The sequence below is a fragment of the Actinoplanes sp. HUAS TT8 genome (genome assembly GCF_051380535.1).
In the GTDB taxonomy this organism is placed as follows: domain Bacteria; phylum Actinomycetota; class Actinomycetes; order Mycobacteriales; family Micromonosporaceae; genus Actinoplanes.
Genome location: NZ_CP195646.1, coordinates 7053190 through 7078118, shown reverse-complemented (window position 1 = coordinate 7078118; position 24929 = coordinate 7053190). Strand labels below are relative to the sequence as shown.

General features: G+C 69.8%; 12 protein-coding genes. 7 read left to right on the top strand and 5 right to left on the bottom strand.

Going from position 1 to position 24929, the window contains the following annotated elements:
- Window positions 1-4 precede the first annotated feature (4 nt).
- The 3 genes from ACSHV8_RS31255 to ACSHV8_RS31245 are packed head-to-tail and all read right to left on the bottom strand — an operon-like array spanning window position 5 to window position 3087.
- Window positions 5-739, bottom strand: a complete 735-nt coding sequence (locus tag ACSHV8_RS31255; protein WP_436521538.1) for a glycosyltransferase family 2 protein — start codon at window positions 737-739, stop codon at window positions 5-7.
- The gene (locus ACSHV8_RS31250) at window positions 736-1731 is read right to left on the bottom strand and encodes a 3-oxoacyl-ACP synthase III family protein (protein ID WP_436521536.1); all 996 of its coding nucleotides are present in this window, start codon (window positions 1729-1731) and stop codon (window positions 736-738) included. The genes ACSHV8_RS31255 and ACSHV8_RS31250 overlap by 4 nt, the downstream gene beginning before the upstream one ends.
- A 15-nt stretch (window positions 1732-1746) precedes the next feature.
- Window positions 1747-3087 carry a serine/threonine-protein kinase gene (locus ACSHV8_RS31245; RefSeq protein WP_436536962.1) on the bottom strand — a complete coding sequence of 447 codons (1341 nt, stop codon included), beginning with the start codon at window positions 3085-3087 and terminating at the stop codon, window positions 1747-1749.
- A gap of 160 nt (window positions 3088-3247) precedes the next feature.
- Here ACSHV8_RS31245 and ACSHV8_RS31240 point away from each other — a divergent pair, with 160 nt between their 5' ends.
- The 3 genes from ACSHV8_RS31240 to ACSHV8_RS31230 all read left to right on the top strand — a co-directional run bounded on the left by ACSHV8_RS31240 (window position 3248) and on the right by ACSHV8_RS31230 (window position 6507).
- A complete protein-coding gene (locus ACSHV8_RS31240) occupies window positions 3248-4627 on the top strand; it encodes a hypothetical protein (protein ID WP_436521534.1) in 1380 nt (459 codons plus the stop codon).
- Between the two features lie 91 nt (window positions 4628-4718).
- Window positions 4719-5231, top strand: coding sequence for a class F sortase (locus tag ACSHV8_RS31235; protein ID WP_436521532.1), 513 nt, complete (start codon window positions 4719-4721; stop codon window positions 5229-5231).
- Window positions 5232-5418: 187 nt separating this feature from the next.
- Window positions 5419-6507 (top strand): hypothetical protein, encoded by a 1089-nt coding sequence (locus ACSHV8_RS31230; protein WP_436521530.1) that lies wholly within the window; start codon window positions 5419-5421, stop codon window positions 6505-6507.
- A 216-nt stretch (window positions 6508-6723) separates the two neighbouring features.
- Here ACSHV8_RS31230 and ACSHV8_RS31225 read toward each other — a convergent pair whose 3' ends face one another.
- Window positions 6724-8259, bottom strand: a complete 1536-nt coding sequence (locus ACSHV8_RS31225) for a CocE/NonD family hydrolase (protein WP_436521526.1) — start codon at window positions 8257-8259, stop codon at window positions 6724-6726.
- 148 nt (window positions 8260-8407) lie between these two features.
- On the opposite strand from ACSHV8_RS31225, the gene ACSHV8_RS31220 reads away from it, so the two are divergent.
- The 3 genes from ACSHV8_RS31220 to ACSHV8_RS31210 all read left to right on the top strand — a co-directional run bounded on the left by ACSHV8_RS31220 (window position 8408) and on the right by ACSHV8_RS31210 (window position 12688).
- Entirely contained in the window at window positions 8408-8980 is a 573-nt protein-coding gene (locus ACSHV8_RS31220; protein ID WP_436521524.1) for a TetR/AcrR family transcriptional regulator, read from the top strand.
- A 73-nt stretch (window positions 8981-9053) separates the two neighbouring features.
- A complete protein-coding gene (locus ACSHV8_RS31215; protein ID WP_436521522.1) occupies window positions 9054-11507 on the top strand; it encodes a sensor histidine kinase in 2454 nt (817 codons plus the stop codon).
- Between the two features lie 71 nt (window positions 11508-11578).
- Entirely contained in the window at window positions 11579-12688 is a 1110-nt protein-coding gene (locus ACSHV8_RS31210) for a hypothetical protein (RefSeq protein ID WP_436521520.1), read from the top strand.
- A 57-nt stretch (window positions 12689-12745) separates the two neighbouring features.
- Here the strand turns inward: ACSHV8_RS31210 and ACSHV8_RS31205 are convergent, their stop codons facing one another.
- Complete coding sequence (locus ACSHV8_RS31205) at window positions 12746-13264, bottom strand: hypothetical protein (RefSeq protein WP_436521518.1); 519 nt, start codon at window positions 13262-13264, stop codon at window positions 12746-12748.
- A gap of 109 nt (window positions 13265-13373) precedes the next feature.
- Between ACSHV8_RS31205 and ACSHV8_RS31200 the strand changes: the two genes are divergently transcribed.
- Window positions 13374-24902 carry a ricin-type beta-trefoil lectin domain protein gene (locus ACSHV8_RS31200; protein ID WP_436521516.1) on the top strand — a complete coding sequence of 3843 codons (11529 nt, stop codon included), beginning with the start codon at window positions 13374-13376 and terminating at the stop codon, window positions 24900-24902.
- Window positions 24903-24929 lie beyond the last annotated feature (27 nt).

The window sequence follows — 24929 nt, the reverse complement described above, 5'->3', positions numbered from 1 at the left end:
TCGGTCACCGGGGGTCGGGGGTGCGCGGGCCGCTGCCCTGGTCGAGGTACCACTTGGCGGTGCCGACGATCCCGTAGGCGCGCAGGCGCCGTGTCGAGTTCTCCACGATCATGTCGGAGCGGTAGGCGATCGCGGCGGTCGTCGCGCGGACCCGGTTGAGGAACGTGCGGTCGGTCGGCGACGGGCGGCGGGGCATGCCGCCGCAGGCCAGGTACAGCTCGGCGGTGATCGCCATGTTGTTGCCGGCGTGCATCCGGTACGGCGCGAGGTAGCCGTCGCCGCGGTGGGCCGGGCGGATCCGGCCGAACGCGGCGGCCAGCCCGACCAGGGTGGCGAAGATCGCGCGCCCGATCGGCCCGTGCTCGTCGGACCGCGCGGTGATCTTGCCGCAGGCCATGCCGGCGCCCCCGGTCAGGGCGGCGCGGGCCGCGGCGACCCAGCCCGGGCGGGGCAGGCAGTCGGCGTCGGTGCGGGCCAGCAGATCGGCGCCGGCCGCGATGGCGTGCCGGAAACCGGTGTCGACCGCGCAGCCCACCCCCTTCTCCGGCTCGGCCAGGACGTGGACCGGGAACGGCGCGCACCCGGCGAACGCCCGGACCGCCTCGGCGGTGGTGTCGGTCGACCCGTTGTCGACCACGAGCAGGGTGAAGTCGTGGTCGGTCTGCGCGGCCAGGGCGTACAGGGTGGCGCTGATCCGGGCCGCCTCGTTGAACGCCGGGACGATCACCCAGAGCGTCACGAGCACTCCCACACCATGGTCATGATGCTGACACCGCCGCCCAGCCCCATGAACAGCACCTTGTCACCGGGCTGAAGATCAGGGAAGACCCGCGCCAGCTGTACGCCGAGGGTCGCGCTGGCCACGTTGCCCAGCCCCGTCACGGTCACTTCGAGCCGGTCCCGCGGCACGCCGGTGACCTCGACGAACCGGTCCAGGTAGGGCAGCGTCACCTGGTGCACCAGGATCTTGGCGTAGTCGGTGTGCTCGAACCCGGTACGCGCCCGGACCCGGTCCAGGATGCTGGCGCCGACCTTCTCGAAGACGCCGCGCAGCCGGTGCCCGTCGCCGGCGAAATACGTGTGCTCGTCCCCGCGCGGATGCCGCGAACCGCCGCCCGGGATGCCGCCGACCGTCCAGTGCTGCGAATGCGTCTCGGTGTCGATGTCCAGGATGCCGCCGCGCTCCACCGGCTCGACCACCACGGCCGCACCGGCGTCGCCGAAGGTGAACCCGGCGAACGCGCGCCGGGCCTGTTCCAGGCTGTCGACCCGGCTGCGCATCACCCGGGTCGGGGTCTCGCCGGTGACGACCAGGGCACGGCGGGCCCGGCCGGCCAGGATCATCGAACGGGCCAGGTCGATGCCGTTGACGAAGCTGTTGCAGGCGTTGGTGACGTCGAGCGCGTGCGCGCGGGAGCCCAGCGCGGTCTGCACGATGTGCGCAGTGGCCGGCTCGACCATGTCCCGGGACGCCGAGGCGAACAGCAGCAGGTCGATGTCGAGCGGGTCGAGCTCGGCGCGGGCCAGGGCGGCCTGGGCGGCGTGCAGGGCGAGGGTCGACGCGTACTCCCCGGGGCCGGCGACGCGGCGCCGCTCGATGCCGGTGAGCCGGGCGAACAGCCCGCGGGGCAGGCGCACCCCGCCGGCCGCGGCCACGCCGTCCTGCAACTCGCCCGTGGTGATCTCGCGTTCCGGAAGGTACGCGCCCACCCCGGTGATCCCGACATACATGGCGTGCATTGTGCCCTAGCCGAACGACTCCAGGACGGTCGACAGTTTGGGCAGGTCAGCTGCCCATTCGGTACGTGGCGTGCGCCACTCCACGACGTACGTGTCGTCACCGTCGGTGAGCACCCGGCGGGCCGCGCGCATCGGGCCGGTGCCCGGGTCGGTGTACGTGTACTCCCACACCGCGTCCGGCGGCTCCAGCAGCGCCTCGATCCGGACCCGCCGATAGCCGGGCAGGTGGACGGCGCGTTCCTCGGCGACGAACGCGGCGACGACGTCGTCCGGCGGGTGCGTCCACCTATTGATCCGCAGCGTGGACCGCTCGCCCGGATCGCTGAAGCTGACCGCGCCGGCCGCCCGGCTCGGCGTCCAACCGGCCGGGACGTCGACCTGGAAACCGGTCGGGTCCGACCACCGGGTGAACCCGGCCGGTGCGGTGACGGCGACCGGCTGCTCCCCGCCCTGCGCGCTGCCGCCGACGGCCAGCGCACCGACCAGGGTGACCGCGGCGGCCAGGGCCGGCACCCGGCGCCGGATCCGCGACCGGGGCGGGGTGATCACACGCTGCAGCAGCTCGGCGGTCTCGGCCGGGCTGATCCGGGCCGCCGGGTGGTGCCGCAACAGCCCGGCCAGCACCGGGGTGAGCGGGCCGGCCCGGCGCGGGGCGTCCGGCGGGCCTTCGGCCAGGGCGCGCAACGTGGCCGCGGTGCTGCCGCGGGCGTACGGCGGCCGCCCCTCCACCGCGTGATACAGCGTCGCGCCGAGCGACCACATGTCCGAGTCGGCGCTGGAGACCCGGTCGAAGAGGCGTTCCGGCGCGATGTACTTGGGCGAGCCGAGCACCACCCGCGCCCCGGTCAGCGCGGCGACGCCGGCCGCGGTCACCGCCGGTCCGAAATCGATCAGCACGACCCGGCCGTCCGGGCCGATCAGCACGTTGCCCGGCTTGACGTCCAGGTGCAGCAGCCCGGCCCGCAGCGCCGCGGTCAGCCCGTCCAGCACGGCCAGGCCGATCCGGGCCACCCGAGCCGGTGGCAGCGGGCCCTGCTCCTGGATGACCTGCTGCAACGAGCGGCCGGCCACGTGTTCCATGATCAGCCAGGGGCCCTCGGGGTCGGGCAGCACGTCCAGGGTGCGGATCACGTGCGGGTGCCGGACCCGGGCGACGGCCTGCGCCTCGCTCAGTGCCCAGGTGCGCACCACGTGCTGCTGGTCCGGGTGCAGTCCACCCGGGACCGTGCACTGTTTGATCGCGACGTCGACGTGCCGGACGGCGTCGTGGGCCAGCCAGACGTGGCTCATGCCACCCGAGCCGAGGGGCCGGATGATCCGGTAGCGCCCGGCGATGACCGTTTGCACCGTGACCAATGCCGCACCCCCCGATATCGGCAAACAGTAATCAGGACGCTACCTTGCGTAGCCGTCGTTGGCGTGTCGGATATCGGGCGGTCCGGGGAACGCCGCGCGGCGTAGTGTCGGGTGCGGCCTCCTTCGTGGACGTTCCCGGGCGGTGAGGCGGATGCGGCGTGTTCTGACCTGGATCGTCCTTCTCGGCCTGCCCGTCTCCGGGTCCGGTTTCGCCGTGCGCGCGGCCTCGGCCGCGGGGCCCGGCTCGGCGGTGCTCGCCGCTTCGGCCCCGAGGCCCGGCTCGGCGGTGCTTGCGGTTGCGGCGCCGGTCACGGCTGCGGCGCCGGCTGCGCCGGATTCGGCTGTACGTCTCCAGGCGCTCCTCGCCGAACACGCCGCCCTCGCGGCCGACCTCATGCGCAGCCGCATCCGGGGCGACGCCGACTTCGTCCAGGCCGCGAACGCCGCGCTCGGCCAGAACACCGACGCCATGACCACCCTGATGCGGCAGCTCTTCGGCCCGGCCATGGTCGGCCGGTTCGGTCCCCTGTGGTCGGAGCACGTCGTCGAACTGGTCGCCTACGCCAGCGCCGTCGCCGCCCAGGACGACGACGCCCGCCACCACGCCCGGGCCGAACTGACCGAGTACGAGGAAGAACTCAGCCGCTTCTTCGCCGGCGCCTCCCACGGACGACTCACCACGGCCGCCGCCCACCACGCCCTCGACATGCACGTGCGGCACCTGACCGAACAGGTCGACGCGTACGCGACCGGCGACTACGTCACCGCCGACCGCGACTACCGCGAGGGCTACCAGCACATGTATGAACTGGGCGGCGTCCTGGCCGACGCGCTGCTCCCGCCCCGCGACCGGGCCGCCCTGCGCGAACCGGTCTGGCGCCTGCGGTCCCGACTCGGCGAACTGCTGGCCGAACACGTCGTCCTGGTCGAGGACGTGACCCGGGCCGCCGTCACCAACACCCCCGACTTCACCGCCGCGGCCGCCGGGATCAACGCCAACACCCGCGACCTCGTCGCCGCCATGGACACCCTGTTCGGCGCGGCCACGGCCCGCCGGTTCCAGCAGATCTGGGGCTACCACGTCGAACAACTCGTCGCCTACTCGGCGGCGCTGGCCGGATCCGACAGCGCCGGGCGCGAGCGGGCCCGAACCAACCTTCGCGGGTACGAGGACAGGATGGGCGCGCTGCTCAGCGAGGTGACCGGCAAACGGATGGACGCGACCGGGCTGACCGCGGCGTTCCGGGCCCACGACGACATGCTGCTGCGGCACGCCGACGCCTACGCGGCCCGGGACTACGGGACGGCGCACGAGGTCGCGCGGGAGACGTATCGGCACGGGTTCGACATGGCGCGGGACCTGGCCGACGCGTTCGGGGCGACGGTTGCCGGGCGCCTTCCGGTCGGCGGCCCGCAGACCGGATTCGGGGGGCTCGCGACATCGGGGGTGGGCCCGAGCGTTCCCTTGCGCGCCGGCCTCTTCGGTGGCGCCGCGGACTCCACCTACGGTCCGGGTGGGGCGGGGCGTTGAGATGTGGCGGGCGCTCGTTCCGTACGGGAAAGGGCTCTTTGTTGTTCTTGTTCTTTGGGTCCTCGCGGCCGAGCCCGTGCCGAGGCCGGTCATGACCCCGATCGGTTCGCCGCCGGTGCCGCTCGTCGCCGCCGGGTTCCGGTCCGAGCAGACGTTCCCCGAGGTCGCCGAACCGGTGCGGCTGCGGATACCGGCACTGGGCGTCGACAGCCCGATCCAAGGCCTGGGCCTGCGCGAAGACGGCGAGGTCGAGGTGCCCGCGACGGTCGGCGTCGCCGGTTGGTACCGCCTCGGCGCGCGCCCCGGCCAGCCCGGCCCGGCGGTGATCCTCGGCCACGTCGACTCGAAGACCGAGCCGGGCATCTTCGCGCGGCTCAGCGGGGTGACGGTGGGGACGGAGGTCCGGGTCGACCGCTCCGACGGGACCACCGCGACATTCCGGATCACCGGGGTGTCACAGGTGGCGAAGGTGCGCTTCCCGACCGATCTGGTCTATGCCCCGACGCTCGATCCGACGCTGCGGCTGGTCACGTGCGGAGGCAGCTTCGACCGATCCCGAGGGAGCTACCGGGACAATGTCATCGCCTTCGCCGACCTGGCCTGACCGCGCGGCGGCCCTCCTCGCCGCCGTTCTCCTCCCGCCCTTGACCATCGCCACCGCCGCCACCGCAATCGCGCCCTCCGCGGCCTTGTTCCCCCCGGCCGCGCTCGCGTCGTCCCCCGCGTCCTCGTCCCCGGCGGCGGGTGTGCGTCCGAACACGGTGCTGCCGACGGCTGATGCGGGTGAACCCGTGGGGGCTTTTGCGCCCTTTTCCGGGAATGCGGCAGCGCCGCTGCCCATCAACGCGGAACTTTCCGGCGGCGGCTCGACGACTCTGGTGGTCGACCTGAGCGCCGCCCCGGCCGGAACAAAACCGACGATTGCCGTGAACATCGACGGCACCCCGCAGAAGGCCGAACTCGTCCCGGTCGTCTCCGCCGACCTCGCGACGTCCATAGTGGTCGACGCCTCGACCGCGGGCGCCGGCTCCCGGCCGAGCTGGCTCAGCGCCGCCGCCCGCTTCAGCCTGGCCGCCCCGCCCCGGGCCCGCACCGTGGTGATCGCCGACCGCCGGCCGGCAACACTTGTCACCGGCCCGCTGCGAGGCCCCACCGGCGTGGTGCGCGCCCTGGACACGATCCACTCCACCGGCGACCGCGACACCGAGGCGGCCCTCACGCTTGCCACAGAACAATTTTCCGGTACGGACGTGGGCCGCCGGGTAACGCTGCTCTACACCACCGCCGAGGGCGTACCCGGCCTGACCGCCGCGCAGCTGGCCGCCCGTTTCCGATCCGCGGGAATCCTGCTGGTCGTGGTCGGCGCCTCCGACCCCGACCGATACTGGTCATCCGCGACCGCGGAAACGGGCGGTTTCTTCGCCCCGGCCGGCTCCCCGGTCGTGGTGTCCGCGCTGGACCAGGTCGAGACCACGCTCAGCGCCCGCTACCTGGTTCGCTTCCCGTCCCCGGCCCGGCTCCCGGCCCACGTCTCGGTATCCGTCCGGACCGGCGACGTGATCCTCTCCACCTCGACAACCCTGGGCGAGCCGCCCCCGGCCCCGAGCCCCCGGACCCAGCAGTACTGGCTCCTGGCCGCCTCCACCGCCGCCATCCTGCTGACATTCCTCCTGCTCACCCTGCGTTCCCGTCGCCGCCCCCGACCAGCTCCGGCCGCCCCTACCTCCCCCTATGCGGTGCTGCTCGGCGCCCCACCGCTGCCGCAGCCCTTGTCCCCGACTACCCCGCCTCCCGGTTCTCCCCAACCCGTCCGGATGCGCCCCCACCCCCGAGGCCAGTCCCCGGTCCCACCCCAGAACAACCGCCCCCACCCCGACTAACCCCGGCCTCAGCCACCCCAGCCCCGACCGTCGGCCGCCGGGTTTCAGCTGGTGCTGGCGGCTGTGTTCGGGCGGTCGGAGCAGCCCTGAGCGCCAGCTTGTTTCGCCGAGCTGGCGCTGGGTGCTGTTTCGGGGCCCGCGAGGCACCCGTGAGCGCCGGACGCTTGCCGACGGCCGGCGCTCAACGTCTGGTCAGGGGTGCGGCCCTGGCCGGGGTCAGCGGATCGGGACGTCCACGTAGGAGCCGCCGGCGATCGTGATTGAGGCGCCGGACGGGTTCTCGTCGTAGTAGAGCGGGTCGACGGTGTCCACGACCAGGGTCAGCGAGTGCCCGGCGGGCAGGTCGTAGGCGGTCGCGAACAGGTCCACGTCCACGCTGCCGGTCGCCGCCGTCCAGGTCGCCGGGGCGTGCGTGATCAGTTTGGCGTTGCCGAGCGCGTCCAGGTCGTAGAGGTAGGAGACCACGGTCCCGGTGGTGGCCGCGCCGGTGAGTTCCAGGTGGACCTTGGGGATTCCGCGGATGTGCTGCACGGTGGACGGGCGTTCGGCCGCCCAGACGCCGGCGCGGGTGCGGTCGACGAACGGGAGCCAGATGGTCGGCTGGATCCCGGTGATGGCCGACGCGCCGTTGGTCAGCAGCACGACGCCGCCGTCGGCGATGGTGTCCTTGTCGGCGGGGAGTTTTTTGGTCCAGCCGGTGGTGGTCGCGCCGCCGAGCAGTCCGGTGCCGTCGAGCAGGCGGATCCGGCCGAGACCGTAGCGGCGGTTCGGGCCGGTCAGGGCCGACCAGGAGGCGTACGACTCGTAGTCGGCGTTCAGCGGTTCGACCTGGACGCCGGGCTCGGCCTCGACGCCGTTGTCGGCGCCGGCCAGGTAGTGGTCGAACCAGTCGTAGAGGCTCTGCCAGGCGTCGTTGGGCAGCCCGAGCACGCCGGTGAGTTCGGCGATGGCGTGGTCACCGGGTCGCAGTTCCAGGCGCTTGGGGGTGGTGAGCTTGCCGTAGAAGTCGGTGAGCTGGTTCGCCGGGAAGAACGAGTCGCCCCAGCCGTTGGCCAGCAGTACAGCCGGCTGGTTGGCGTTGATCGCGTCCAGGTACGTGTCGGCCGAGCGGACCTTGCCCCACGCCTTGATCAGGTCGACGTTCTTGTTGGCGTTGAAGTCGCTGAGCACCCGGGTGAGTTCGGTGCTGGGTTTGCCGACCAGTTGCGCGGCCAGGGACAGCAGGCCGGACGACTGCAGATGCCGGGTGTTGCCGGAGTAGAGCGAGTAGACCAGGTCCGACCATCCGCTGAGCGAGGCGACCGCGCGGATCCGTTTGTCGGCGGCCGCTCCGAGCAGGCTGATTCCGGCCCCGTAGGAGATGCCGGCCGCTCCGATCCGGGCCGGGTCGGTCCCGGTGTTGGCGATCGCCCAGTCCAGGACCTTCGACAGGTCGGCCATGTCCAGCGGGCCGGCCGTGTCGATGGTGCCGCCGGAGAACCACCAGCCGCGCGGGGTGTAGGAGACGACGACGTAGCCCTTGCCGGCCAGGATCTTGGCCTGGGCCAGGTACTCCGCGTCGTTGAGTCCCCAACTGGACGGGAACACGATCGCCGGATGTTTCCCGCTGCTGGTGGGGGCGATCCAGTTGGCCTTGAGGGTGACACCGTCCGATCCGGCGATGTCCACGGCCTGGAAGCTCGTGGTGGTCGCGGCCGAGGCGGGCGAGGTGGTGCCGGTGAGCACCGCGAGGATCAGGAACAATCCACTCAAAACAGATATGAAACGGCGTGAGATCACGGCGGGCTCCTGGGGATGGGGGCGTCGTGGCGGCAGCGTAGGAACCCGTACCGAGAAAGTGAAGGTGATGACATTCTCGTTACCGACCGGTAACGTGACTGGTCGGTAAGGGGGTGTGACCTTGCTCTACGGAACCCCGACTACGCGGCGCCGGGACGCACAGCGCAACCGTGCGGCCATCGTCCTGGCCGCCAGTGAGGTGCTGAGCGAGGGCGACCCGGTCGCCCTGATGCCGGAGATCGCCCGCCGGGCCGGCGTCGGCCAGGCCACGCTCTACCGCCACTTCCCGGACCGGCCCGCGCTCACCGCCGCGGTCATCGAGCACCAGCTGGAACGCCTGGAGGAGGCCGCCGCCGGGCTGGCCGCGCACCCGGAGCTCTTCCGCCAGTTGCTGCGCTCGGTGCTGCACACCCAGATCGCCATGCGTGGCCTGGTCGTGCTGATCCGCCGGCTCGACGAGCCCACCCAGAACCGTTTCCGGCAGCGCGCCCTGGCCGCGCTCGGCGGACCGTTGCGCCGCGCCCGCGAGCACGGCCACGTCCGTCCCGACCTGGTCCCGGAGGATCTGGCGCTGCTGTTCACCATGGTCCAGGGGGTCGCCGAGGCCACCGGCGACGCGGCCGGCGCGCGGGCCGCCGCCGACCGCTCGGTGGATCTGATGCTGGACGGGATCTGCCTGACCGCGGCCGACTGACGCCCGCGCGCTCAAGTCCCTCGCCGGACCGCCGATACCTCCTCTCGGACGGGAACGACAGGGTGGGGGACGGGTGCGGGTTTCCGAGATCGACGCTCCGGAGCACACGGAGCTGGAGCGGCGGCGCGAGGCCGAGCGCGCCGACCGGCGTACCCGGGCGTTGTTGGCCGCCGTGGAGGCCCAGCGGGCGGTCACCGCCGTCGCGCAGGACCGCGAGCGCGTGCTCAAGGTCGCCGCCGAGCAGGCGGTCGCCGCGTTCCCGGCGTCCTGCGGCGCGATGGTCGAGCTGATCGAGGACGAGCTGCTGCGGTACGTGGCCGGCGCCGGCACCCTGGCCGAGCACGTCGGCAAGTACCAGACCATCGCCGCCTCGGTCAGCGGATCCGCGCTGGCCGATCGGCGGCCCACGCACTGCACCGACGTGGAGACCGACGAGCGGGCCAGCGTCGGGATCTGCCGCGCCACCGGCGTCCGCTCGATGTGCGTCACCCCGCTCTTCCACGGCGACCGGCCGATCGGCGTACTGAAGATCGCCAGCAGCCGGCCCAACGCGTTCGACGCCGACGACGCCCACCACCTGGAACTGGTCGCCGGCACGGTCGGCGCGGCACTGCGGCACGCCGAGGACTACGAGGCCAACGTCGCGCTGCTGGCCGAGCGGACCGCGAACCTGGCCGCGCTGGAGGCCGTGCAGACCCGCTTCCGGCACACCTTCGAGAGCTCGCCGCTCGGACTGGCCCTGTGCAGCATCGGCGACCGTACGTTCGGAATGTTCCTCGAGGCCAACCCGGCGATGACCGAGATCACCGGGTACTCCGGCGAGGAACTGGTCACGATGGCGTTCCAGGACCTGCAGCACCCGGACGACGCGTCGGTGGCCGAGTCCGCGCTGCGCAAGATGGTGGCCGGTGACCTGGAGACGATGAAGGTCGACCGACGGTGCCTGCGCAAGGACGGCCAGGTCGCCGCTGTGGTGGTCCGGATCGCGCGGGTGCGGGACGCGGCCGGTGCCGAACAGCCGTACGTCGTGGTCCAGGTCGAGGATGTGACCGCGAGCCGCGCCGCCGACGCCGCCATGCAGCGCCAGGCGCGGCTGCTCGAACTGATCCCGGCCGCGGTCATCGCGCGCGACCTGGCCGGCGAGATCCTCTGGTGGAACACCGGGGCGCAGCGCCTCTACGGCTGGTCGGCCGACGCCGCCCTGGGCCGGATCACCCACCGCCTGTTCAACACCACGTTCATCGGCGACACCACGCTCGACTCACAGATGGCGGCGATCGAACGCGACGGGCACTGGGACGGCGAGATGCAACACCTCACCGCCGCCGGCCGCACCGTCACCGTGCTCAGCCGCCAGGTCGTGCACCGCCCCACCGACGGCGGCGACGTGCAGGTTCTGGAGATCAACACCGATGTCAGCGCGGCCCGGGCCGCCCAGCAGGCGGTCGCCCTCAACGAGCAGCGGTTCCGCGCCCAGTTCACCCAGTCGGCGGTGGGCCAGGTGGTGCGCGGGCTCGACGGCACGCTGATCGCGGTCAACCAGGCGTTCGCCGGGATGCTCGGGCGCCGGGTGGAGGACCTGGCCGGGCGCACGATCGAGGAGCTGATGCATGCCGACGACGCCGCCGCGGCCCACCGCAACGTCGCGCGGCTGTTCACCGGGGAGGCCGACTCGTACGCCCACGAGGTGCGCCTGCGGCACGCCGGCGGGCACTGGCTCGACGCCGAGGCCACCATCTCGGTCGTCCGCGGCTCCGACGGCCGCCCCAAACACCTGATCGTGGTCGCCACCGACATCTCGGCCCGCCGCGCCGCCGAACGCGCCCGCGACCAGGCGGCCGCCGACCTCTCCGAGCGCAACCTCGAACTGGAGGCCGCCGACCGGCTCAAACTCGACATGATCGGGATGCTCGGGCACGAGATCAGCAATCCGCTCTCGTCGATCCTGGGCTACAGCGACATGCTCGTCGGCACCATGGACCCGGCCGACCCCTACGCCCGGCAGATCCAGGTCATCAACCGCCAGGCGGAACGGCTGGACGAGATCGTCCGTGAGGTCCTGGCGATGGTCACCGTGGATGCGGGCAACATCAATGCCGTACGGGAAAAGCTTTCTTTGCGTACGGAGGTGGAACGCGCCCTGGAAGCGACCGACAACCGCCACCTGCCGGTCCTCGGGCCGGACGCCGAGGTCCTCTTCCACCCGTCCCACCTGCAACAGGTGGTGGTGAACCTGTTGTCGAACGCGACCAAGTACGCCGGGGGCGCGAGCGCGCTGCGCGTCGACGTGACCGGGGATCGGGTGCGGCTGCGGATCGAGGACGCCGGTCCGGGCGTGCCCGAGGAGTTCCGGCCCCGCCTGTTCGACCGGCTGTCCCGGGCCGACGACACCGCCGGGACGGTCCGGGGGACCGGGCTGGGGCTCTACATCGTGCGCAGTCTGGCCCGGGCCAACGCCGGGGACGTGCACTACGAGCCCCGCGCGGGCGGCGGATCGGTCTTCGTGGTGGAGGCCGCCGTCGGTTGACCGTCCCGACGCGGCGCGTTCGCGACCCCGATGATCGTCGGTTGCCCGATTGGCGTACGGTCCCCGATCAAGTGACCGACATCGACGAATCGGGGATCGAGAACGTGCGCAATCTACGTCGGAATACCGTGATCGCGGCCCTGTTGGGGCTGGTGGCCGTACTGCTGCCGGCCCCGGCCATGGCCGACAAGGGCACGGTTGACCAGGTGTCGCGGACCGCGAGCCTCAACATCTACCCGCCCGCGGCGGGCGCGTCCGCCACCTACACGAACGTGATCACCGTCGCGCTGGACCTCGTCGCCGGTGAGCACCGGCACCTGCGTGGACGCCTGGAGACGGTCAGCTCCACGACGGGTGTGGTGGCGTTCAACGCCGCCATCTGGTGCACCCCGAGCACCGACCTGACCGACGAGATCGGCAACCGGGCGGTCTCGTCGCGCAACCACGAGGGCTCCGACGCGTCGTACGCGGAAACCGGCCACCTGCCCCTGCTGGTCGACAAGCTGTTCACCGCGCCGTACACCGGCCGGTTCATCTGCAGCCTGAACGGGCTCACGGCGAGCAGCAGCATCACCGGCTACCACCTCGGCGTCGTGACCGGCGGCAAGACGTACCTGCAGACCAGTAGCGACAACCAGGTCGGCGCGGGCGCGTGGGAGAGCCTGCCGTGCGCGAGCCAGGGCAACTCCCAGGCCGGCTCGCAGTGCACCTTCCTCGGCACCGGCGGCAAGTCCGACGTGTTCGTGTTCTACAACGACGGCTCGACCGTCAAGAAGTGGGCCTACGGGCCGGGCGTCACGAAGGTGCAGGCTTACGCCAACGTGCTGGTCACCACCTGCTACAAGTCCACCGCCTCATGCGACGGCGTGCCCGAGTCGGACCGCCTGGCACGTACTGCGAACAGCTATTCCGCGGTGCAGTTCCGCCTGGACGTGATCCAGCTGGGCACGGACAACTCGCACGCCTGTTACACCCCGCCGGCCACGACGGTCACCAACAACGTGCGCGACGACGCCCACCACTTCACCGCGTTCATGAACACGACCGTCGATGTCGACCCGAACTGCGGTCAGTACTTCATCATGCGCGTCTATGTGAAGCTTCTCTCCGGCAGCCCGATCAAGATCGACGGTGTCCAGAACACCAGCTCGCTCACCAACGGGATCATGCTGAACCTCTGATGAAGCAGAGAGAAATGTGGCGTCCCCGGACCGGGGGCGCCACATTTCGGTGTGGAGTCAGTCGCGTGGGGCCAGCGACTCGACCAACCGCTTGATCTCGTCACGCAGGGTGTCGGCCGAGCTGTCCGGGACGACCGTCACGTTGTCGCCCGCCGTGCCCCCGCCGACCGACACGAAGCTGACCGCGGGAAACGTTTTGGCGGTCGGCGCAACCGCGGCCACCTGCGCGTCCCCGACCGCGACGACGATCGAGCAGCGACCGGCGGCCAGTGAGGCCAGGTAGGTTCCGGCGTTCCCGGCGTCCTGCGGGCCGATCACCGAGAGGTACTGCACCCGGACCAGGGTGGCCGCCGAGGTCTCGCTCATCACCGACCAGACCGGGCTCGCCTGTGGACCGGTGATGCCCTGCTCGTCGGTGAGCAGACAGGCGGTCGCGTCGGTGTATTCCCGCTGGCGGGGCTCCGGTTCCGGCCAGAGGACCCAGGTGACGATGCCTGCGGCGAGAGCGGCGAGAACGCCGCCGGCGATCAGTGCGGCGAATCGCCGCGTCGTGCGTGGACGAACCCCCGTGAACATCGGCGCAGTCAAAACCATCAGGCCCGAGAAATCAAGATCTTGTCTGCGTCGATCTGCGTCGCTCATGCTGTGCCCGCGTTGTGAACAGATCATGAGAGCGGGGGCTCGGATGAGACGGCGGATCGCTGTCGTCACCGCGGTCGCGGTGATGCTGGCCATGGGACTGCCGGCCGGTGCGGTGCCGGAAGGCGGGAGTTTCCCGCTGGCCGGGCTGCTGTCGTGGCTGCGCCAGGCGCCCGTACTGGCCGCCGTGGCCGGCGTGCCGCGTCAGGACCCGGGCCACGGTGCCGGCCAGGTCGACCACTACGTCTCGGCGGGGAAGACCCACGCCGACGGTGGTTCCGGCTCGAAGCCGGGCAAAGGCCTCGGCGCGGTCGACGCCGACCTGCCCGACCCCGAGGCGAAGAAGCGCTGGACCGCGCCGAAGAAGGGCGGCCCCAACAGCTTCGACGCGAAGACCAGCAAGCGGCTGCCGAAGAAGTCGACCGCCAAGGTCGACGAGTTCGAGAACGCCGACGGGTCGATCACCCGGCAGGTCCACGACACGAAGGTCAACTACCGGGCGGCGGACGGCTCCTACCAGCCGATCGACACGACGCTGACCCGGCGCGGCAAGCGCCTGGCGATGACCGCCAACTCGGTCGACGTGACCCTGGGCGCCACCGGCACCGGCGATGTCACGGCGGCGGCACCGGCCGCGTCGCCGTCGCCCGCCCCCTCGGCCTCGGCCGCGGCGCCCTCGGCGGCCCCGGGCGATGCGCTGGCGTCGGTCACCACCGCCTCCGGCGCCAAGTTCGCCTACGACCTGGCCGGCGCGGCCGACGTGCCCGCGGTCGTGAGCGGATCCACCGCCACGTACCCGGGAATTCTGCCGGAGACCGACCTGGAGCTGCGCACGATCGGCGGCGGCCTGAAGGAGACGATCGTCCTCAAGTCGCCGGCGGCCGGCAACGAGTGGGTCTTCCCGCTGACGTTGCAGGGTCTGACCGTCAAGCCGCAGGACGACGGCTCGCTCATCCTGGTCGACGCCAAGGGCCAGGTCGCGCTGCGGGGACCACCCGGGTACATGGAGGACTCGAAGGTAGACCCGAAGTCCGGCGCCCCCGCCCAGTCCGCCGCCGTCCGGTACGAACTGACGACGGTCGACGGCAAGCAAGCCCTGAAAGTGATCGCCGACGCGACGTGGCTCAACGACCCCGCTCGGCAGTACCCGGTGCGCATCGACCCGACGGTGTACGAGACGTACGACACGGGCGACACGTATGTCGACACCAACACCGGCACCAACAATCACGCGTACGACAACAACCTGCCGGTCGGCACCTGGGACGGCGGTGACACCGTCTCGCGGTCGTTCATGGCTCTGTCCGATTTCGACAAGGACTTCAAGGGTACCCAGGTCAAGGGCGCGAAGCTCTTCCTGTACCACACCTGGTCGTACGACTGCACGAACTTCAAGCCGGTCTACGTCCGGCGGATCCTGGAGAACTGGAGCCAGGCCGCGATCGGCAACGGCAACCTGAGCGCGACGCCGGCCTACTCGTCCGCGATCGGGACCCTGGAGATCACCAACAACTCCCCGGCCTGCACCAACACGGGTGCGGACCGATCCAAGGGCGCCTGGCGGACGGTGTCGCTCGACCCGCAGGCCATCAACCTGTGGACGATCGGCGCGGCGCCGAACTACGGTCTCGCCCTGACCGCGTCGGAGACCGACTCGACCGCGTTCAAGCGGTTCACCTCGCGCGACACCGACTTCGGCAAGGACCCGTACCTCGAGATCACCTACGACGACAACGAGATTCCGCAGGTCGACCAGCAGTACCCGGCCTACGGTGCGTCGGCCGCGACGCTGACCCCGGAGCTGCTGGCCGAGGCGCACGACTCCGACAGCTGGCCGTACTCGCTGAAGTACCAGTTCTTCGTCTACGGCAAGGACGCCAAGACCCAGATCGCCGCCTCGGGGAAGATCGCCACGAAGCGCTGGACGGTGCCGGCCGGTGTCCTGAAGTGGGGCGAGACCTACTACTGGAAGGCCGTCGTCTACGACGGTCTGCTGGACAACGCCAAGTACGCGACCCAGCATCTGCTCAACACGCAGGTGCCGCAGCCGGCGGTCACCTCCGGTCTGGCGCAGAACCCGGACAAGGGTTACGACCCGGTGGTCGGCAACTTCACCACGGCCTCCCGCGACGCGATGATCAACACGGTCGGGCCGCCCCTGGAGATCGTCCGCTCCTACAACAGCATCGACCCGCGGATCGACCAGGCCTTCGGTGCCGGCTGGTCCAGTGTTCTGGACGCCAAGGCGGTCGACCGGAACGTGACCGCGCCGAGCGGTTCCACGGTTCTCAACAGCGTCGTCGTGACCTACCCGAACGGGCGTGACCTGGCGTTCGGACGCAACAACGACGGCACCTTCACCTCGCCCGCCGGGCCGAACGCCAACTTCGTCAGCCTCGGCGCGAACGCCGGATACCGGCTGACCGAGAAGGACGGCACCACCTACGAGTTCACCGAGGTGCTGGCGGCCGGACGGTACGCGCTGTCGGCGATCAAGGACGCGGCCGGACGTACGGAGAAATTCTTCTACAGCGGCGGCCGGCTGACGAAGATCACCTCGGCGTCGGGCCGGTCGCTCGGCTTCACCTGGAACACCGCCTCCCCGCCGCGGGTGACCGACGTCTACACCGACCCGGTGGCCGGTGGTGACTGGAACACCGCCAACACCTGGAAGTACGAGTACGCCGGCAACAACCTGACCAAGGTCTGCGCGCCGTCGGACTACAACAACTGCCACACCTACCAGTACGGGACGGGGTCGCGCTTCCCGTCCGCGGTCGGCAACTCCCGGCCGTACTCGTACTGGCGGCTGACCGAGGGCAGCGGCACGACCGCGGCCAGCTCGGTCCTGGAGAACGCCGGTGTCGACAACGGCACGTACAGCGGCGTGACGCTGGGACAGACCGGCCCGCTGAGCGGTTCCACGGCGACGGCGGCCGGCTTCAACGGCACGTCCTCGCTGGTCAAGGTCCCGGCCGACCTGGACGGGGACACGTCCAACCAGGCGGTCAGCCTGTGGTTCAACGCGCCCGCCGGTGGCGGGGACAGCGTGCTCTACGGACAGTCGTGGGACGCGGCCGCGTCCAACACGTCCACCACCAAGGGCGCCTTCAACCCGACGCTCTACCTGGGCTCCGACGGTTACCTGATGGGCAGCTTCCCGAAGGCCCCGAAGGTGGGCGCCTCGCTGGGCAGCCTCACCGCGTACGGCAACGGGCAGTGCCTCAGCGTCAAGGACAACAACTCGGCGAACAACGCCGGGATCGTGCTCGACGACTGCGCCGGCACCGCGAACCAGAACTTCACCTGGACCGCCGGCCGTCAGCTGCAGGTCACCACCGGCGGCGCGGTCAAGTGCGTCGACGCGATCGGCAGCGGCCTGGAGATCGGCAAGAGCATCGTCACCTTCAGCTGCAACGGTGCCGCGAGCCAGATCTGGGACGTGCGGCCCGACGGACAGATCGTCGGTGATGCGGGTGGCTTCTGCCTCGACTCGCAGGGCGCCGGGAACGTGACCGACGCGCAGCTGCTGACCTGGACGTGCGGCAAGACGCGCAAGCCGGACCAGTCGTTCGTGGCCCGTACCCACACCGCCCTCAAGTCGAAGGTCGCGGTGGCCGACGGCAAGTGGCACCACGTCGTGCTCAGCGCCGCCGGCAACAAGCAGGAGCTCTACCTCGACGACGACACCGTCCCGGTCACCGAGACCGGCGTGGTCGTGCAGGACATGAGCGCCGCGATCTCGTACATCGGAACGGGTTTTCTCGGTGGTGGCTGGCCGAACCAGTCGCATGACAACGGCAAGAGCAACGCCGGCACCGCGGACTTCTTCAAGGGTTCGATCGCCGAGGTGGCGTACTACGACACCGAGGTCGACAAGCAGGTGGTCGCCGATCTGCGCGGGGCCAAGGGGGCGGTCAAGCCGCTGACCCAGGTCAACCGGCAGTCCGGCCAGGCCGCCTCGACGGTGGTCTACGACGGTGTCACCGGCCGGGTCAGCAAGCTGACCGACGGCAACGGGTCGGTGTGGACGCCGGCGACCCCGACCGTCACCGGCACCTCGAAGGTGCACGAGAGCGCGGTCCTCGGTGGTGCGCCGACGAACTACTGGCGGATGGCCGAGACCGGTGCCATCGACGCGGTGAACCAGGTCAACGGGGACACGGCAACCTATTCCGGCGTCACCTCCAACCCGGGGACCGGTCCGTTCAGCACGGCCGACTCGTCGGCGTCGTTCGACGAGCTCCAGACCTCCTACGTGGACCTGCCGGCCGGTGTCCTCCCGGTCGCCGGGACCGGCCAGGCCACCGCGACCTCGGTGTCGATGTGGTTCCGGACCGAGAACACGGCCGGCCCGCTGCTCGGCGAATCGGTCGCGGGCTCGGGGCGGGTCACCATGCCCACCATCTGGATCGACGGCAACGGCGGGGTCCGGGCGGTGGCGCCGTCGAGCTCACCGACCGGGCCGATCAACGCCGGCGAGCCCGGCAAGTGCCTGGACGTGGAGAACGGCGGCACGGCCAACGGCACCCCGGTCCAGATCTACACGTGCAACGGCACGGCATCGCAGACCTGGTCGCTGGAGGCGAACGGCACCGTCCGGGCGCTCGGTAAATGTCTCGAGGTCGCGGGCGCCGCGAAGGTCGACGGCACCGAGGTCCAGATGAGCACGTGCACCGGTGGTGTGGGACAGATCTGGCAGCCGTTCAAGGCGATGAAGAGCTCCGGCGGCTTCCGGAACCCGAACTCGGGCATGTGCCTGACCCGGCCCTTCTACAAGCCGGGGACCCCGCTCGACGGCGTCAACCTGGTGATCTCGTCCTGTGTCACCGACATCCCGAGCGTGCCCCAGGACCAGGACTGGTGGTTCGGCCTGGGTGGCCGGAGCACGGTGATCGACGGCAAGTGGCACCACGTCGCGCTGACCGTCAACAACACCACCCAGACGTTGTACCTGGACGGGCAGAAGATCCAGTGGGCCGGCGGGACCGCGTTCACCGCGCCGGCCACCCAGCCGGACTACTACGTCGGTGCCGGGTACAACAGTGCCGCGTGGCCCGTCTACGGCGACACCACCACCGGCCGGCGTTACTACAACGGCGCGGTCGCCGAGGTCGCGTTCTACCGCTCCGAGCTGGAGGAAGCCCAGGTCGGGAACCAGTTCAAGGCCCGTGACGCGGCCAAGGCGCAGGCGACCGGGCAGATCAACTACACGCTCGGCGGTCCGGACAACTCGAAGACCACCGTCGTGAACGACATCATGTTCGGCCGCAAGGTCGCCGACGTCGACGCGCTCGGCAAGGAGACCCGCTACGGCTACTCCGGCAAGGGTTACCTGCGCACGGTCACCGACCCGAACGGGAACATGACCGTCAACGAGTACGACGTCCGCGGCAACGTCGTCTCGGTCACCACCTGCCAGGACCGTTCCGCGAACCGCTGCTCGACCAGCTACAACACCTACTATCCGGACGCCACCACGGAGAACCCCGCGTTCAGCGTGATGAACGACCGGGTGCTCACCCAGCGCGGCACCGGTTCCGCGTCGGCGACCGACAACACATATCTGACGACCTATACGTACGACACGGCGACCGGCAACCGCACCGGAATGGTCGACCCGCTGGGCCGCAAGACGGCGATCTCCTACACCGACGGCTCGACCGCCGGTGGCTACAACGGCGCGACCGTTCCGGCCGGCCTGCCGTGGCGGATCGTCAAGCCGGGCGGCGGCGTGCAGACCATCCTGTACTCCGCGTCGGGTGACATCGCCGAGGTCACCGACCCGGCCGGCATGGTCACCCGCTACGAGTACGACGGGATCGGCCGCACGGTCAAGGAACTGCAGGTCGGCGCGACCACGACCGACGTCACGACCTTCACCCACGACCGCTCGGACCGGGTGATCACCCGGACCGACCCGCCCGTCCTGAACCGGGTTTCCAGCGCACTTCACACGCCGGTCACCACCCTGAGCTACACGGTGGACGGTCTGCTCGCGGCCGAGACGGTGTCGGACGCGACCGGCGGGGACGCGTCGCGCACGGTGGCCTACGGCTACGACACGTACGGCCGCAAGGTCAGCGAGACCGATGAGCTGGGCAACAAACTCAAGCTCGGCTACGACGCCTTCGGCCGGGTCACGTCGCAGATCCACGCCGACCTGAGCGAGGTCGTGACCAAGTACGACGCGGTCGGCAACGAGCTGGAGACCGTGGTCAAGGCCTACAAGGACGCCAAGGGGAACGTCTCCGATCTCTCGGTGCGGAAACTGACCTACGACCCGGCGGGCCGGCTGGCCTCCGAGGTCGACGCCAAGGGCTTCGTCACCGACTACGCCTACACCGACAACAACCTGCTGGTCACCGTCACCCAGCGTGACCCGACGACCGGCCAGTCGTACGTCGAGGAACGCAACGAGTACGACGCCACCGGCAACCTCAGCAAGCAGACCACCAACAACGGGCTGACCGTCACCGAGCGCAAGTACGACAACGCCGGCCGCAACCACACCACGACGCTGGACCCGGCCGGTCTGAACCGCAGCACGGTCTACGGCTACTCGCTTGAAGACGAGGTGGTCAGCACCACCCTGAAGCAGGGTGACACGGTGCTGAGCTCGTCGGAGACGGCGTACGACCGACTCGGCCGGGCCCAGCAGCAGACCACCTATCTGTCCACCGGTCTCACCCCGACCCTGCGCTGGCCGATGAACCAGTCGTCCGGTGCTCTCACCGCCGACACGGCCGGCAACAACGCCGGTGCGGTCACCGGCAACGTGGCCTGGTCCACCGAACGCAACGGCGCGGCCTCGTTCACCGCGACCCAGGCCGGCATCAGCGGCCGGGCGCCGGTCGACACGCTGCGTCCGTACACGATCAGCACCTGGGCCAAGGTGAACGACGCCTCCGACGACCGGTTCGTCGTGTCGCTGCCCGGGGACAGCGGCGGCTCCGCTCTCAAGCTCCTGTACGACAAGGACACCGAGTCCTGGCAGATCAACCTGGCCGTCCGTAAGCCCGACGGCACGACCGGCTGGGTGAGCGCCACCGCGTCGGAGAAGGCGGTCGCCGGTACCTGGACCCACCTGGCCGTCACCGTCGACCCGACCACGTCGACCGCCAAGCTGTACGTGGGCGGCCGGCAACTGGCCAGCGTCACGGCCGACTTCAACAACCGGGCGACCGGGCTGCTGGTCGGCGCGCAGAACGCCGACAGCGGGTACTTCTCCGGCCTGATCGACGACCTGCAGACGTACCAGAAAGCCTTGTCCGATTCCGAGATCGGCCAGCTTCTGGCCGGGACCGCGCCCAGCGCGGACGCTCGCGTCGTCCGGACCAGCGCGGACCTGGACGTCGACGGTTCGGCCACCGCGATGTTCGACGCGGCCGGGACCCGGACCGACATCGAGAACGACTCGGCCGGCCGGGCCGTGGTCACCGTCGCGGCGCCGGCGGAGTCGACCAACAAAGACGGCGTACTGACGATGATGCGGTCCGTGACCAAGGTCGGTTACAACACGTTCGGCGAGCCCACCGAGGAAGAGGACGCCAACGGCGGCATCACCACGGCGAAGTACGACGGTGTCGGCCGGCTGATCGAGACCGCGCTGCCCGCCTACACCCCGAAGGGCTCGACGACGCCGATCACGCCGGTCACCAAGACCGAGTACAACGCGGTCGGTCAGCCGGTCGCCAGCTTCGACCCGTTCCTGCGGGCCACCCGCTACGAGTACGACCAGCTCGGCCGGACCACCAAGGTCACCGCGCCGGACGGCAACTTCAGCAAGTACGAGTACGACACCGAGGGCAACCTGCTCTCGCACGAGGACCCGGCCGGGGGACGGGGCAGCGCCACCTACGACTACCTGGACCGGACCGTCACCTCCACCGAGGAGGTGCGGCAGAGCGCGACGCCTCTCACCACGAACTACACGTACGGGAACGGCCCGTGGCCGACCGGCGTCAAGTCGCCGGGCAACGTCACCGCCGCCTTCACCTACAACAGCGCCGGTGAGCAGACGTTCTCGACCGACGGCGCCGGCAAGATCACCGAGACCCGGTACGACGGTCTCGGCCGGCCGGTCCGGGTGATCGCGCCGGACAAGACGTACACGACCGCCACCTACGACCTGGCCGGACGGACCACCGCGAGCGCCGAGTACTCGGCCGCCGACGTCCAGCTGCGTCAGGTCAAGCAGGGCTACGACCTGCTCGGCAACGTGATCTCGTCGACCGACGCCAAGACCATCACCAAGACCTTCGAGTACGACGTCCTCGGGCGCATGACCACACAGCACGAGCCGATCAGCTCGGGCGACGAGATCAAGACCCGCTTCTGGTACGACGCGGCGGGGCAGCAGACCCGGTACTCCGACGGCCGGGAGAACCTGTTCGTCACCACGTACAACCCGTGGGGCCTGGTCGCGACCCAGGTCGAGCCGGCCACCACGACCACCGCGTCGGACGAGAGCCGGACGTTCACCCTCACCTACAACGAGGGCGGGCAGCTCACCCGCGTCGACTCGCCGGGCGGCGTCAGCGTCACCTCCGAGTACGACAACATGGGCCGCCTGCACCGCAGCTCCGGCACCGGGGCGCAGGCCACCACCGTCGACCGGGTCTTCGAGTACGACAAGGTCGGCCGGGTCACCTCGCTCACCGGCTCGGCCGGAGCGACGACCGTCGCCTACGACGACCGGGGACTGGTCACCGAGATCACGGGCATCTCCGGGGCCTCCAGCTACAAGTACGACGACGACGGCCGGCTGACCACCCGCACCGACGGGGCCGGAACCACGTCCTACGTCTACGACGGGGCCGGACGCCTGGCGACACTGGCCAACACCGGCGCCGGGCTGACCCAGACGTACCAGTACGACGACATGTCCCAGGTCAAGTCGATCACCTACGGCGGCGGCAACACCCGGACGTTCGGCTACAACGATCTGCACCAGCTCACATCGGACGAACTCAAGACGTCGGCCGGCGCCACCGTCGCGAAGATCGCCTACGGGTTCGACCTCAACGACAACCTGACCAAGAAGACGACGACCGGCTTCAACGGCGCGTCGACCAACACCTACAGCTACGACCAGGCCAACCGGCTCACGCAGTGGGACAACGGGACCAACCCGGTCGTCTACGCCTACGACAAGTCCGGCAACCGGCTCCAGGCCGGCAGCAAGACGTTCGTCTACGACCAGCGCAACCAGCTGGTCTCCGACTCCGACGGCACCGCCTACCAGTACACCGCCCGCGGCACCCTGCGCTCCACCACCAAGGGCGGCGTGGCCACCAACACGGTCACCGATGCCTTCAACCAGGTCATTTCCCAAGGCACAAGCAATTATGCGTACGACGGACTCGGGCGCGTCGTCCAGCCGAACCTGACCTACACCGGGCTGTCCAACACGGTCGCGGCCGACGGCACCACGGCCTACATCCGGGACCCCGGTGACGGCCTCGCCGGCGTCAAGTCCGGTGCCACCGGCCGCTACGCCTGGACCGACCTGCACACCGACGTCGTCGGCGAGTTCACCGCCACCGGCACCACCCTCCCCGGCTCGGTCAGCTACGACCCGTGGGGCAAGGTCCTGGCCAGCGGCGGCATGCTCGGCAAACTCGGCTACCAGTCCGAGTGGACCGACCAGGGCACCGGCAAGGTCAACATGATGGCCCGCTGGTACGACCCGGAAACCGGCACGTTCGACACCCGCGACACCGCCAGCAACTCGCCGAACCCGACCTCGGGCGCGGCCAACCGCTTCGCCTACGCCGAAGGCAACCCGCTCACCAACACCGACACCACCGGCAACGGCGTCGACGGCAAGTGCGGCGAATACGACTACGCCTGCGCGATGAAGCAGTACCAGGCCGAACTCGCCCAGTACAACGACGCGATGGCCCAGCGCGACCGCGACATGAAGGCGGCCGGCACCCAGATCGCCCAGCAGGAAGCCGACTACCAGCGAGCCGAACGCGAAAGCAACACCCCGCTGCTCGACATCCTGCTCCAGGTCGGCATCGGCATGCTGCTCGATCTGATCGGCTACAACGCGGTCGTCGGCTGCATCGGCGGCAGCGCCTGGGACTGCTTCGACCTGGCCACCAACTTCATGGGCCCACTCAAGGTCGCCAAGGTCGCCAAAACCATCTGGCGCACCATCGACCGGGCGATGTCCGGCTTCAAGATGTGGAAACGCATCGTCGAAGGCGCCCGCACCATGATGCGCCGCGCCCAGGACCTGATGAACGCGGCCCGCAAGGTCCTCAACGACGTCACCAAGAAGATCCCGAAGAAGCCGAAGGTCCCCAAGAAGAAGCCCAAGCCCCCGACCAAGAAGAAGCCCAAGCCGAAGCCGAAGCCCCAGCCCAAGCCCAAGCCCTCCAAGCCGGCCACGCCGCCCAAGCCGAAGCACGACCCGAAGAAGTCCAACAAGCCGTCTGACGCCAAACCGAAGAAGGAACGCGACCGCACTCAGGACCGGCAGAAGCAGGATCGCAACAGGGACAACGAGCCGGAGCGTAAGGAAGACGGCAAACGCGAGGACGCGCCCGAAACCTGCCCGCCACAGCACAGCTTCGAGCCGTCTACCCGAGTGGTGATGGCGGACGGCACGGCTCGGCCGATCTCCGAGATCACCGTCGGCGACACGGTTTTGACTAAAGATCCAGTCACTGAGGAGGTCAGCCCGCGACAGGTCACGCTGCTCCACGCCAACCGCGACCATGATCTGACCGACGTCACGGTGTCGGACCAGCCGGTTGACTCGGCCAAGAAGACGGCAGTCCAGAGTGAGGGCAAGGGCGGCCGAAGTACTCGCGGCCCCACCGAATCTGCAGTACTGCACACCACCGCGCACCATCCCTTCTGGGATGCGACCACCGGCAACTGGGTGGATGCCGCGGATCTGGTCCCCGGTGAATCCACGCTGGTCGGTCCCGACGGCGAGCTCCAGTACGTCACCGACGTCAACGACTTCGCCGGTGCGAAGGTTATGCGCGACCTCACCGTCGCGGACATCCATACGTACTACGTCTTCGCTGGTGATGAACCGGTCCTGGTTCACAACAACAGCTGTAGTGCGGAACAGCTCGCCCAGTGGGCAAAGCAAACCGCCGATGACATTCACAGCCAGATCTCGTGGTGGAAGTTGCGAGAGGTGTGGAAGACCACGTCGGTTACCGTCGCATCACGGGGGGACGGGTCGCTGGTGGCGGTAGTCAACTCAAACGGCAAGGGTTTGGCCAGGGAACAGCTGTCCTACATCAACAAGCTCGTAAAGTTGGATGCTCAGGGACGTCCGAATATCATGATCGGTGAGAATATCGCTGGCATGCATGCGGAGAAGAACGGCGCTTACAGTGTTGCTATGGAGGGACTCAACCCGATCGCCGGCGGCGTCAATAGGAACTCATGCAGTCCAGACGGATGCGAGACATTTCTCGGATTGGTCGGTGCGGCTATGGTTGGGCCATCCACGCGGGGCACCAAAAAGAAAATTCTTGGGCAGTCCATGTATGTATGGCGCAACCGCGATGCGTGGAACGCGTTCAAGGATAGCCTCGGCTGATCTTGGCGAGAGATTGTGATGGGGTGT